The following is a 13,122-nucleotide window of genomic DNA, read 5'->3' as shown; positions in this document are numbered from 1 at the left end:
AGCGGTTTCCGCCGTGTTTCCTTCCGGTAAGCGTCGGGAGAACTGTGGACTGTGGTGCAGATAGCGCTTCGGGCTCTACGTCCTGGTGGATCCGGGGACAGCACAGCCTAGCGTCGCACCAGTGTCCGCAGGAGCTTCAGCGCCACGGAGATTGAGGCGATATCCACCTGCCCCGGTTTGGTCACTTCCGCGAGAGTGTCCTTGATCCGCGCCAGCTGCTCCTGATGCCCGCGTTCCCAGGCCACGATGCGCTCCACAGCATCGGACGTGCCGGCCTCTGCGGCACTGAGGTCTTGGGTGGTCTCCATCACCGAGACCGTCATGTCCGCTACGGCGGAATACACATCATCGCGCAGGGCGGCCCGGGCAAGGGCCTCCCAGCGGCTCTGCCGCGGCAGGTCGGTGATACTGAGCAGCAGGTTGGCGGCCCCGATCCGCTGGAACACCGCATAGTACAGGTCTGCGATGGTGGTGATCGGTTCGCGCACCTGTTCGGAGATCAGGGAGATGTCCAGCAGCCCGAAACTCTCCAAGAGGTCCGAGGCGCGCAGGCCCAGCTCGCGCGGCATCCCCACGGCGTCCCAGTGCGCGAGCCTTCCTTGCGCACGGTCGAGGTCGGAGCCGCGGAGATAGTCCAGGGTTCGGGTCCGCAGCAGTTCCAGGGTTGGCATGATCCTGTCCAAGGCCGCGCCCACGGGCTGGTCCCGATGGTCGTGCGTCACGTACCACCGAGTGGCCCGGTCGAGGACCCGGCGCATATGCAGGGTCGCCTCGGCGACGTGTTCGTTGGGATATCCGGCGGGGAGCGCGGCCAGCCGGTTAACGATCCACGGCAGGTCATAGGCCTCGCGCGCCACCACAAAAGCCCTGGCGACAGCGGCGGCCGTGGCAGTCGTTTCCTCGATGGCGCGGAATGCGAACGTGATTCCGCCGAGGTTGATCATGTCGTTGGCCACGACAGTGCACACGATCTGGCGGCGCAGCGGGTGGCCCGGCAGCTCTGCTTCGAAGCGTCCGGAGAGCTGGCGCGGAAAATAGCCGCGGAGGACGCGCAGGAACCACGGGTCGTCGGCAAGATCGCTGGCGTTGAGCTCCGCCGCCAGTTCGATCTTGGCGTAGGCGGCCAGCACCGACAGCTCCGGCGGGGTCAGGCCCTCACCAGACCGCAGCCGGTCCTGAAGCTGTTCGTTGCTGGGCAGGCCCTCCAGCCTGCGGTCGAGGTCGGTGGCGTTCTCGAGCCAGTCCATGGTCCGTTCGAATCCCGGGCTCCACTCCCGCACCAGGTGCCGGTCGTTGAGGAGCAGGACATTCTGGTTCGTGTTGTTGGCTAGGACAAGACGGGCCACTTCGTCCGTCAGGGAATGCAGGAAGCCGGCGCGTTCCGCCGTCGGCATCTTTCCCGCAGCGATCATCCGGTCCACGAAGATCTTGATGTTCACCTCATGATCCGAGCAGTCCACGCCGGCTGAGTTGTCGATTGCATCGGTATTGAGCAGGACGCCGGATAGGGCGGCCTCAATCCGTCCGAGCTGCGTGATTCCCAGATTCCCGCCCTCGGCGATGACCTTCGCCCGCACCTCATTGCCGTTGACCCTGATGGGGTCGTTCGCCTTGTCGCCAACCCCGGCATTGTCCTCCGACGAGGCCTTGATGTACGTTCCGATGCCGCCGTTGTACAGGAGGTCCACCGGCGCACGGAGGATGGCCTGCAGCACCGCGTGGGGCGGCAGGGACTTGATGCCCGGCTCCAGGCCGAGCGAGCTCCTGACCTGTTCCGTGATACTGATGGCCTTGGCCCGGCGGGAGTGGACGCCACCGCCCTCGCTGATCAGTGAGGGATCGTAGTCCGCCCAGGATGAGCGGGGGAGGGCAAAGAGCCGCTGCCTTTCCTCCCACGAGGCCTCCGCCTCCGGCGCCGGGTCAAGGAAGATGTGCCTGTGATCGAAGGCCGCCACCAGCCGCATGTGGCGGGAGAGCAGCATTCCGTTCCCAAAGACGTCGCCGCTCATGTCGCCGATGCCGGCGACAGTGAAGTCCTCTTCCTGACAGTCCACCCCGAGTTCGCGGAAATGGTGTTTCACCGATTCCCACGCACCGCGGGCCGTGATGCCCATCTGTTTATGGTCATACCCCACGGATCCGCCGGACGCGAAGGCATCGCCCAGCCAGAAACCGTACTCTTCGGCCACCGCGTTCGCGGCGTCGGAAAATGACGCGGTTCCCTTGTCCGCCGCCACGACGAGGTAATAGTCATCGACGTCGTGCCGCACCACCCGCGCGGGAGGCGCCACTGTCTCGCCTTGCGCGGTGGTGACGAGGTTATCGGTGAGGTCCAGGAGCCCGCGGACGAAGATCCGGTAGCACTCCAGTCCCTCCGTCAGCCACGCCTCGCGGTCCGCGGCAGGGTCCGGCAACTGTTTGGGATAAAAACCGCCCTTGGCGCCCGTGGGCACGATCACGGAATTCTTCACGTTCTGCGCCTTGACCAGGCCAAGGACCTCGGTGCGGAAATCCTCGCTGCGGTCGGACCAGCGCAGGCCGCCCCGCGCCAGGGCACCGAAGCGCAGGTGGACCCCCTCCACGCGGGGCGAGCACACCCAGATTTCGTATTTGGGCCGCGGAAGCGGCGCACTCGCGACGGCGGCGGGATTGAGCTTGAAACTCAAGTGAGGCTTCCCCTGGAAGTAGTTGGTGCGGAGCGTGGATTCCACCAGGTTCATGAAGGTGCGCAGCAGCCGGTCGGCGTCGAGGACCGGAATGTCGTCGATCGCAGCCAACAGATCCTTCCGGGCCGCGGCGGTCTCCCCGACCCGGTCCGGGGCCTCCAGATCGGGGTCAAACTTGGCCCGGAACAGTGCCAGGAGACCGTGAGTTGCCCGGACATTGGCCAGCAAGGTGTCGGCCATGAATCCGTAGGAGTTCGTGGTGCCCAATTGCTGCAGGTACTTGGCATAGCTGCGCAGGATTTCCACCTGGCGCCAGTGGATGCCCTCCCGGAGGACGAGGCCGTCAAAACGGTCCGATTCCGAGTCCCCGCGCATGGCAGCTCCGAAGGCATCCCCCAGCAGCCCGCTGGTCCGGGCAGGATCCACACCGGCCGGATACCGGACGCCAAGATCATAGAGGAACAAAGGCCGGTCGTTCCCGCGCACCACATCGAAGGGACGCTGGTTCAGCACCTCCAGTCCGAGGTTGTGGAAGAACGGCAGGATCCTCGTCAGGCTATGGGCGGAGGTCAGGTAGAGACGGATCCGCGCGTCTTCGGCCAGCGTCGGGGACGCGCTGGCGCGGACATAAACGGCCAGCTGCGGATCGTTCAGCGGCCGTCCGCCTGTGCCGTCGAGATCGAACTGCTCAAACCGCCTGATGTCTTCAATGGCGTCCTCGACGTCGAAATCAGCCCGGTAGCTGGCCGGGAAGGCCGCGGACCATAGTGCCGACAACCGGCGGCTCTCCGCGGTGGACAATCTGTCCCGGAGCGCTTCGTCCAGGCCCTCGGCCCAGGTCCGCGTTGTGCTGACAATGCTCCGCTCCAGTGCAGCGGGATCGACGTCGGGCATCGCGCCGGGAGGCAGCAGGATCCGGAAGAAGACACGGGCCATGGGGGATTCACTCAGCCGGACTTCAAATTCGAGCGAGGAGGACTGGAAGGCCTGTTTGAGCTCGTGTTCGATGCGGAGGCGGACGGCGGTGCTGTACCTGTGGCGGGGGAGGAAGACCAGTGCGGTCATGAAGCGGCCGTAGCTGTCAGCGTGCAGGAACACCCTTGTCTGGTGGTGGGCTTGCAGGCGCAGGATCTCACGGGCCAGCCCGGAAAGTTCCGCCAGGTCCCGGTGGAACAGCTCGTCCAGCGGGAAGCACTCGAGGACGGTGAGAAGCTGCTTGCCCTGGTGGGATGATTCGGTGAAGCCGAAGTTTTCCTGGATGGCGCGAACCTTGTCCCGGATGACCGGGATGCGCCGCACGGACCGGCCCGTGGCGCCCGGAGCGAAGAGGCCCACAAACCGCACTTCTCCCGTGGCCGTCGCCGCGCTGCAGAAAGTCCGGACGAGGATTTCATCCAGGTAAGCGGGGCGGGGGACGGACGATCTCAGATCCGAGATGGAGAGCGTGAGAACCTGCGCATGGGGGAGCCCCGTGACGGGCTGGCGGGCCTCCGGCCGTCCGTCCCTGAGCAGGCCCAGCCCCGTGCCGGCCCGCACCGTCACGACATCCGGGCCCTCCGCCGTCGAGTATTCATATTCGCTGTAACCCAAGAACGTGAAGTTGCCCCGGTCCAGCCAGCCCAGCAGCTCCACGAGCTGCTCCGGGGTCGGAGCCGTGGCCGCCGGCAGCCGCTCCAAGGAGCCGACGGTGCGCGCGAGACTGGCGTGGATGGCGGGGGTGTCATCAGCGACCAATTGGACGTCCGCCAGGACGCGCCGCACGTTATCCGTAAGCTCCGCGATGGCCCGCGGCCCCGGCAGGCGGCCTATCTCTGCCGCCACCCAGATTTCGGACGACCAACCCGGCGGGATCTGGGCGGCCTCGGGGGCGCCCGGAATGCCCGGGATTCGGCCCGTCGGTGCGGACTGCGGCAACCCGTGCCGTACTTCCAACAACCGGCCGGTACGGGGATCGCGCCGCACCAGAAAATTGGGATGCACCAGCAACCGGATGGACTCGTTTTGGCGCGTCAGTTCCGCGGTGAGCGAATGGATCAGGTGCGGTATGGCGTCGGCAACCACCAGCAGTACGCTGGCATCGCTTTCGTTCAAGACGTCTACGATGGCCGTGCCTGCCCGGTGGCTGCCCGCCAGTTCCGCATGGCGCCTGGCCCGCTTCGCCAGGTTTTCGGGACTGTAGCCCTGGAGGTCCTCCGGCGCTACGTGCTCGTAGTACTCCCCGAGGAACTGTTCATCGAGGCCGTCGAGGATGCTTGGGCGCGCATGCCCCGGATGTGCAGATTTGGGTGACATAAGCCTGCGCCTCCACTGCGCGGGATCAACCGCATGCCGCCGGCCATTCCATCCCCGCGCCTGCTTTCATCATGGCCGCGTTGAGGGGTGCAGTCCAGCCCCTGTGGGCAGGGCGCGCCTCCGCCGGGGACCGGCAGCCAGGAACGCGCCGCCCGCTACGCCGGACGGCCGGTGGGATCTTCCGCCGTCGGGTCTGCCAGGGCCAGGCCTCCCACGGGGCTCTCGTCCCAGTGGATGAGCCGCCATCCGGCGTCGGGATCGCCCTCCAGAGCCACAATGCCGGTGTTGGCAACTACGTGGCGGACAGCGAATTCAGGTTCCACGTTGACGGCCCGCACGCCCGCCCAGACCCTGATGGCGGCGCCATGGCTCACCACGGCCACAGCGCCGGACCCGGCAGTTGGCCCGGCCGCGGCCGCAATCCGGGCAATCGAGTCGTCGAAGCGTTCAAAGAAGTCGTGGCCGCTGGGTCCGGCCGGCATCCTCCGGGCCAGGTCGCCCTCGGTCCACGCAGCGACCGTACTGAAGTAGCGCATGTGGGACTCGCGGTCGGTGAGTTTCTCCAGTGAGCCTGCTTCGATTTCCCGCAGGCCCGCCAGGACCTCGATGTCGAGGCTGCGCATGGCGGCCAGCGGTTGTGCCGTGATCTGGGTGCGGATCAGGGTGGACGCGTAAAGCAGCCCGATCTCCTCATTCGCCAGCGACCTCGCCAGGGCAGCGGCCTGCCGCTCGCCGAGCTCCGTCAGTCCGGGGCCGGGGTGGGCGGTGTCCAGCTGCCCAAGCACGTTCCCGGGCGTCTGGCCGTGGCGGATGAGCAGGAGCCTCACTTGAGGTGGTCCACCAGCTTGTCCGCGATGCCCGTGTAGCGGCCGGGGGTCAGCGCAAGCAGCCGGGCTTCGGCGTCGGCGGACAGGCCCAGGCCCTGGACGAATTCCTGCATGCGGGCGGCGTCCACGCGGTGTCCGCGGGTCAGGTCCTTGAGCCGCTCGTACGGGTTCTCCATGCCCTCGACTCCGGCGATCGCCTCGGCACGCATGACCATCTGGATGGCCTCGCCCAGGACCTCCCAGTTGGTGTCCAGGTCCGCGGCCAGGACGTCCTCGGCCACCTTGAGCCGGTCCAGGCCCTTGGCGACGTTGGAGATGGCGAGCAGCGAGTGGCCGAACGCCACGCCGATGTTGCGCTGCGAGGACGAATCGGTGAGGTCGCGCTGCCAGCGCGAGGTGACCAGGGTGGAACCCAGCACGTCCAGCAGCCCCGAGGAGATCTCGAGGTTGGCCTCGGCGTTTTCGAACCGGATCGGGTTCACCTTGTGCGGCATGGTCGAGGAGCCGGTGGCGCCCGCGACCGGGATCTGCACGAAGTAGCCGATCGAGATGTAGCTCCAGATGTCGGTGCAGACGTTGTGCAGGATGCGGTTGAACCGCGCGACGTCGGCATAGAGTTCGGCCTGCCAGTCGTGGCTTTCGATCTGGGTGGTCAGCGGGTTCCAGGTCAGGCCGAGGCCTTCAACGAAGCTCTTGGCAACGTGCTCCCAGTCGGCGCCCGGGACGGAGGCGACATGGGCGGCGTAGGTGCCGGTGGCGCCGTTGATCTTGCCGAGGTATTCGGTCCGGGCAATCCGGTCCAGCTGGCGGTTGAGGCGGTGCGCAATGACGGCCAGTTCCTTGCCCAGCGTGGTGGGGGTGGCCGGCTGGCCGTGCGTGCGGGAGAGCATCGGCACCGCGCGGTTGTCCTCGGCCATGGCACTGATCTGGGCCACCAGGGCGCGGGCCGCGGGCAGCCAGACGTCCTCCACGGCTCCCTTGACGCCGAGGGCGTAGGAGAGGTTGTTGATGTCCTCCGAGGTGCAGCCGAAGTGCACCATGGCGGTCAGGTGATCGATCCCGATGCCGGGCAGGCGGCGGCCGATGTAGTACTCCACAGCCTTGACGTCGTGCACCGTGACCGCCTCGATCTCGGCCAGTTCGGTGACTGACGCGGCGTCGAACTCCGTGACAATCGCGCGCAGCTGCTCCTGCTGGGCCGCTGTGAGCGGGCCAGCGCCGGGCAGGACGCTGTTGCTGGTCAGGTGGATCAGCCATTCGACCTCAACAGCCACGCGGTCGCGGTTCAGTGCTGCTTCGGAGAGGTAGTCCACCAGGGGGGCGACGGCGGACTGGTAGCGGCCGTCCAGCGGGCCGAGCGCGATCTGGTGGTCGGACGCGGCGAGGGCCAGACGTCCGGACGGCGTGCGGGTATCAGCTGTGGCGGCAGTTTCAGGCATGTTCCGATTCTTTCACGAAGTGACGCCGGGCCTTAAGCGCCCCCGTCCTTATGACATCACCGTGTGAGAATGCCGGTTCGCATCGCGCGGCGATCCGCGCCGATGTCCACATAGCCGGACTGTCCACATAGCCCGACGCCGCTCTTCAGCGGGTGCCGGCCGCCCGCTAGCGTCACTTCTATGACCAGCATGATGCGCCCCGGTTCGGCGGGCAGTGCGGCTATTTTCGGCGTGACGGCCGCCGACGCCGTTGAGTGCGCATCGCGCAGTTACGAAGTCCAGCAGCTCGCGGCGCGCGTGGCGCGGTGCGCCGATGAGGCCGACGCCGTGCTGGCCGCACTGGGCCGCCTTGAACTGCAGACCTGGCAGTCGCCGGCCGGGCAAGCCTACCGGCTGACCCTGTCCCTGCAGGCTGCAGCCCTGCGCCGCAGCCGGGACGCCTTGCTGGACGCTGTGGCCGTGGTGCGCCGGCACGCCCAGAACGTGACGCTGTCCTCGGGCCGGCTAGGTTCCTGATGGCCGAAGCAACACCGGCAGACTCTGGCGGGACACCCCGGGTTTCCGCGCCGCCGTCGGACGGCAGCCTGCGCATCCGCGGCGGAATCGGAGGGCTCAGCTTCCAGTTCGAGGAGCTCCTTGCCGGCGCAGCGGCACTGGACGCGCTGGTCCGGCAACTGCAGTCGGTTGAACTGGATGCTGACACCGTGAAGCACGCACTCTTCCCCTATCAGTCCGACTCCTACACCAGCGGCAGCAACGCCATCATCGCGGTGGGAGAAGCTGGCCGGGATGTCGGCCGTGTCCGGTCGCAGCTGCAGCGGATCGGCGACGACGTCCGTGCCAGCCACCGGGAGTACGAGTTTGCGGAGGCACGGAATGCCCTGCTCCTGCGGCTGGGATTCCACGGCGCCGAGTACGGTGCGGCCCCGGAGCCATTCGCCCTCCCCGGCGTGCGCGGCGTCGTAGAGGACTGGGTCGCCACGGCGCCGCGGAATCTCGCCGCGCTGCTGGGCCTGCCCGCACCTCTGGCCGCCGTTCTCGGAGCCCTGAGCGGACCCGCCGACGTCCGCAGCCTGGTCCGGGATGTCTCGGAGGCGCCCGGGCTCGAGTTCCTCAAGCCCCGGCCCGTCAGCATCGTGGGGCGGGAGACGCATTCCGCGGCCGTCGACCTCTCCCCGGCCGGATTGCTGCGGAGAGCCGGAACGGTGGGCGAGCAGGGCGGCCAGATCGAAGTCATCGAGGTCGACGGCGGCGCCCGGCCGGCGTGGGTGGTCATCATCCCCGGAACCCAGCTGGACGGCCCGCCGGAAGGGGCCAATCCCTTTGACCCCGCCGGAGTGGCCGAGGCCCTGGGCTACGACTCGGCCTCCACGGGTGCGGCCATCCGGGAGGCGCTCCGGCAGGCCGGAGCCGCGGCCGGCGACCAGCTCGTCGCGGTCGGCTACAGCCAGGGCGGGATTCATGCGATGAATCTCAGCAGGGACCGCGCCGTCCTGGCCGACTACGATCTCAAGTTCGTGCTCACGGCGGGCTCGCCGGTGGGTGGTATCACCCCGGAGCCGGGGATCCGCAGCCTCCACCTCGAACACGCGCAGGACTGGGTGCCGGGGGCGGACGGCCTGGCCAACCCGGATACCAGGGACCGGGTGACCGTGACGCTCACCAACCCGCTGGAGGTGCCGCCGCTGAAGGACTTCGGCTTAGGTCCCGGGCACCGGCTGGAAAACTACGCCGACGGAGCCGAACTCATCTCGGCGAGCCGGGACAACACGCTGCGGGATTCGACGGCGGCGCTGGCCGCTGTCGTGGGAACCGGCGGGGCGGCGACGGTGACCCGCTTCTCGCTCCGGCGTGAAGCACGGCCGTCATCGCGGGGAGTGCCCATGGCTCCGGGGCCGGCTCCGGAGCAGCGGACCGGGCCGGGCGCGGCTAACGATCGAGGGCCGGCAGGAAGCTCGCCACGAGGGACACGCCGCTGATGATGAGGGCGGCGAACACCGCAGTCCACCAGAAGCTGTCAATGGTGAAGTGCACGGTGGTGTAGCTGCTGATCCAGGAGGTCAGGTAGAGCATTCCCGCGTTGATGACCACCGTAAACAGGCCCAGGGTGAGGATGGTGATCGGAAGCGACAAGAGGCTGACGATTGGCTTGACGAAGGCATTGACCAGGCCGAAGATCAGGCCGATGAACAGGTAGCCCAGGACGATGCTGAAAATGTTGTTGTTCGCGGTGGAAATATCCAGTCCGGTGAGGATCCAGCACGCGATTGCCAGGGCCAGCCCGTTGATGATGACTCGTGCGATGAATGAGCTCATGGCCCCCATGCTGTCATACGCCCGCGGGCGGCGGCAGGGACCATATCCCCCTATTGCGGCAGAGACCCGAAGTAGGCTAGTGAGCATGACTTCATCAGAGAACACGGCCGGGGGCATCAGGCCCCGTCCGGTGGTAGACCTCCTTCCCCGCTACGCGGCCGGAAAACCGCCCGTCCCCGTAGAGGGCCTGGTCAGCTACAAGCTTTCCTCCAACGAAAACCCGCTGCCCCCGATCCCTGCAGTGCAGCAGGCCATCGCGGCGCAGACCGACTTCAACCGCTATCCCGATCCGCTCAGCAGCAAGCTGCGCGCATCGCTCGCCGGCTTCCTGGACGTTCCCGCCGAGGACATCGTCACGGGCGCCGGCAGCCTGGGCGCCCTGAACCAGTTGCTGACCACCTTCGCCGGCCAAAACGACGACGGCAAGGCCGACGAAGTCATCTATGCCTGGCGCTCGTTCGAGGCATACCCGATCTGCGTCGGACTGGCCGGCGCCGAGAGCGTACGGATCCCCCTGACCGCGGACGGGCGGCACGACCTCGACGCCATGGCGGCCGCGGTCACGGCGCGGACTCGGATGATCCTGCTGTGCACGCCCAACAACCCGACCGGACCCATCCTGACCACCGAGGAAACGGAGCGCTTCATCAAGGCCGTGCCCTCGGACGTCGTGGTGGTCATCGACGAGGCCTACCAGGAATTCGTGCGCGCCGCCGACGCCGTGGACGGCATTGCCATGTACCGCAAATACCCCAACGTCGTCGTCCTGCGGACGTTCTCGAAGGCTCACGGACTCGCCGGGCTCCGCGTGGGCTACAGCGTCTCCCGTCCCGAACTGACGCAGCACCTGCGGGTTGCCGCCACACCCTTCGCGGTGTCCCAGATTGCGGAAATCGCCGCCGTCACGTCGCTCGAGCACTTCGCCGACGTTGTAGAAAGGGTACAAAGCCTGGTTGATGAGCGGGATCGGGTCACCGCCGGACTGCGCGAGCTCGGGTGGTTCGTTCCGGAGGCGCAGGGCAACTTTGTGTGGCTCAACCTGGGCGCAAACAGCGCGGAATTCGCCGCCCTGGCAGCGGAACGGGCGCTTTCCGTGCGGGCCTTCGGCGACGAGGGGGTGCGGGTCAGCATCGGAGAAACGGAAGCCAACACCCGGTTCCTTGAGCTCTGTGCAATCTATACAAAACCACCACGGCGTTCCTAGCGCTTAACATGACGCGTTGTGGCCGCCCCGTGCGGATAAAGTAAGGACGAGTAAGCCAAAATATATGCCGAATTCGGAATGTATTCCCAGTTCGGCATATATCCCAGCGATTGCGGCGCATTCGGATGCGGCAAGCAAGGAGACGGTATGGGCGCCACACATCTGCCCTCTACCGAGTTCGACGGAACCGATATCGATGACCAGCTCGAGGCGGAAGCCGAGGCCCAACTGGGCGCGCCTGCCGAGCCGATGGTGCAGCTGCTAGGCCCGGACGGCACCCTGGGCTCGGACCCGGTTTTCTCAAAGTACGCCGAGAAGCTCGATCCCGAGACCCTGCGCGGCTTCTACGCCGACATGTCGAAGATCCGGCGCTTCGATGTGGAAGCCACCGCTCTGCAGCGGCAGGGTCAGCTGGCCCTGTGGGTCCCGCTCACCGGGCAGGAAGCAGCCCAGATCGGCTCCGGCCGGGCCAGCCAGCCGCAGGACTACATCTTCCCGACCTACCGCGAACACGGTGTGGCCCTGACACGCAATGTGGACTTGGCCGAGCTGCTGCGACAGTTCCGCGGCGTCTCCAACGGCGGCTGGAATCCCAAGGACACGAACTTCCACCTCTACACGCTGGTCCTGGCCGCCCAGACGCCGCACGCCGTCGGCTATGCCATGGGCATCCAGCGGGACCAGAGGCTGGCGGCCGCCAACGCCGTCGGAGAAGCGGGACAGCCCGCGGAGCCCAAGGCCGCCGTCATGGTGTACTTCGGCGACGGCGCCAGTTCAGAGGGCGACGTTCATGAATCCATGGTGTTCGCCTCGTCCTACCAGGCCCCCGTGGTCTTCTTCTGCCAGAACAACCACTGGGCGATCTCCGTTCCGAGCTCCGTGCAGACCCGCGTCCCGCTGGCCAACCGCGCCAAGGGCTACGGCTTCCCGGGCATCCGGGTGGACGGCAATGACGTCATTGCTGTCCACGCCGTCACGGAGTGGGCGCTGGAGCAGGCCCGCGAAGGCAACGGACCCGTGCTGATCGAGGCGTTCACCTACAGGGTGGGGGCGCACACCACCGCCGATGACCCCACCAAGTACCGCGGATCCGCCGAAGAAGGCCTCTGGCGGGCCAAGGATCCGCTGGAGCGGCTGGAGAAGTACCTCCGGGCCGAGGGCCTCGCGGACGATGCCTTCTTCGAACAGGTCAGGGCCGACGGCGACGAACTCGCCGCCTACGTCCGCAAGACCACCCACGACCTGGAAACACCGGACATCCGGACTGCCTTCGCCAATACGTATGTGGAGGCCCACCCGCTGGTGGCCGAAGAGCTGGCCTGGTTCGAGGAGTACAGCGCAGGGTTCGCCGACGAGGAACCTGCAAACGCTGACCAGACAGACAAGGCGGCCCGCTGATGACCACCATGACCATTGCGAAGGCCATCAATGAAGGCCTGCGGGCGACGCTGACCAACAACCCCCGCTCGCTGCTGATGGGCGAGGACATCGGGGCCCTCGGCGGCGTCTACCGGGTCACCGACGGACTGATCGGCGAATTCGGCGGCGACCGTGTGGTCGATACGCCGCTGGCCGAATCCGGCATTATCGGCACCGCGATCGGCCTGTCCCTGCGCGGTTACCAGCCCGTGTGCGAGATTCAGTTCGACGGTTTCGTGTTCCCGGGCTTCAACCAGATCACCACCCAGCTGGCCAAGATGCACTCGCGCAGCAACGGCAACCTGACCGTTCCGGTCGTGGTCCGGATCCCGTACGGCGGCGGCATTGGCTCGATCGAGCACCACTCCGAATCGCCGGAGGCGCTGTTCGCCCACACGGCCGGCCTGCGCATCATCACGCCGTCCAATCCGCACGATGCCTACTGGATGATCCAGCAGGCCGTCGAATGCCAGGATCCCGTGATCGTTTTCGAGCCGAAACGCCGGTATTGGCTCAAGGGTGAGGTGGACACCGAGAACCCCGGCGCGTCCGCAGACCCCTTCAAGGCGCACGTGCTGCGGGAGGGGAGCGACGCCACGGTCGTCGTCTACGGCCCGCTGGTGCCCGTGGCCCTCGCGGCGGCCGAAGCCGCGGCCGAGGACGGCCGCAGCGTCGAAGTGATCGACCTCCGTTCCATCTCTCCGATCGACTTTGACACCGTCACGGCCTCGGTCCAGAAAACCGGCCGGCTGATCGTGGCCCACGAGGCCCCCACCTTCGGCGGCATCGGCGGCGAAATCGCGGCCCGGATCAGCGAGCGTGCCTTCCACTCGCTTGAAGCCCCCGTGATCCGGGTCGGCGGTTTCCACATGCCTTATCCCGTCGCCAAGGTCGAAGAAGACTACCTGCCGGACATCGACCGCATCCTTGAGGCGCTGGACCGCGCCCTCGCGTACTAA

General features: G+C 67.0%; 9 protein-coding genes. 5 read left to right on the top strand and 4 right to left on the bottom strand.

Annotation, left to right across the window (positions count from 1 at the left end; translation table 11 throughout):
• Positions 1-107: 107 nt before the first annotated feature.
• From ABD243_RS09580 to purB, 3 genes are all read right to left on the bottom strand, one after another.
• Positions 108-4,958: an NAD-glutamate dehydrogenase gene (locus tag ABD243_RS09580; RefSeq protein WP_344364781.1), complete on the bottom strand. Its 4,851-nt coding sequence runs from the start codon at positions 4,956-4,958 to the stop codon at positions 108-110.
• Positions 4,959-5,113: 155 nt separating this feature from the next.
• Positions 5,114-5,785, bottom strand: coding sequence for a histidine phosphatase family protein (locus ABD243_RS09575; protein ID WP_344364779.1), 672 nt, complete (start codon positions 5,783-5,785; stop codon positions 5,114-5,116).
• Positions 5,782-7,224 carry an adenylosuccinate lyase gene (purB, locus tag ABD243_RS09570; RefSeq protein ID WP_344364776.1) on the bottom strand — a complete coding sequence of 481 codons (1,443 nt, stop codon included), beginning with the start codon at positions 7,222-7,224 and terminating at the stop codon, positions 5,782-5,784. The genes ABD243_RS09575 and purB overlap by 4 nt, the downstream gene beginning before the upstream one ends.
• Before the next feature lie 180 nt (positions 7,225-7,404).
• Here purB and ABD243_RS09565 point away from each other — a divergent pair, with 180 nt between their 5' ends.
• Together ABD243_RS09565 and ABD243_RS09560 are read left to right on the top strand one after the other, a co-directional pair.
• Positions 7,405-7,740, top strand: coding sequence for a hypothetical protein (locus ABD243_RS09565; protein WP_344364773.1), 336 nt, complete (start codon positions 7,405-7,407; stop codon positions 7,738-7,740).
• Positions 7,740-9,203 (top strand): alpha/beta hydrolase family protein, encoded by a 1,464-nt coding sequence (locus tag ABD243_RS09560; protein ID WP_344364771.1) that lies wholly within the window; start codon positions 7,740-7,742, stop codon positions 9,201-9,203. The genes ABD243_RS09565 and ABD243_RS09560 overlap by 1 nt, the downstream gene beginning before the upstream one ends.
• Here the strand turns inward: ABD243_RS09560 and ABD243_RS09555 are convergent.
• On the bottom strand, positions 9,154-9,540 hold the full coding sequence (locus tag ABD243_RS09555) for a phage holin family protein (RefSeq protein ID WP_116766790.1): 387 nt from the start codon (positions 9,538-9,540) through the stop codon (positions 9,154-9,156). The two genes, ABD243_RS09560 and ABD243_RS09555, sit on opposite strands and share 50 nt — an antisense overlap.
• Before the next feature lie 85 nt (positions 9,541-9,625).
• On the opposite strand from ABD243_RS09555, the gene ABD243_RS09550 reads away from it, so the two are divergent.
• The 3 genes from ABD243_RS09550 (at position 9,626) to ABD243_RS09540 (ending at position 13,122) form a co-directional block, all read left to right on the top strand.
• On the top strand, positions 9,626-10,744 hold the full coding sequence (locus ABD243_RS09550; RefSeq protein WP_344364766.1) for a histidinol-phosphate transaminase: 1,119 nt from the start codon (positions 9,626-9,628) through the stop codon (positions 10,742-10,744).
• 147 nt (positions 10,745-10,891) lie between these two features.
• Positions 10,892-12,142, top strand: a complete 1,251-nt coding sequence (gene pdhA, locus ABD243_RS09545) for a pyruvate dehydrogenase (acetyl-transferring) E1 component subunit alpha (protein ID WP_344364763.1) — start codon at positions 10,892-10,894, stop codon at positions 12,140-12,142.
• Positions 12,142-13,122, top strand: a complete 981-nt coding sequence (locus ABD243_RS09540) for an alpha-ketoacid dehydrogenase subunit beta (protein WP_116766719.1) — start codon at positions 12,142-12,144, stop codon at positions 13,120-13,122. Before pdhA ends, ABD243_RS09540 begins: the two co-directional genes overlap by 1 nt.

It is taken from the genome of Arthrobacter humicola, assembly GCF_039531445.1.
Taxonomy (GTDB): domain Bacteria; phylum Actinomycetota; class Actinomycetes; order Actinomycetales; family Micrococcaceae; genus Arthrobacter; species Arthrobacter humicola.
Note: the sequence above shows the minus strand (reverse complement) of the source record. Positions and strands in the feature narration are given on the sequence as shown.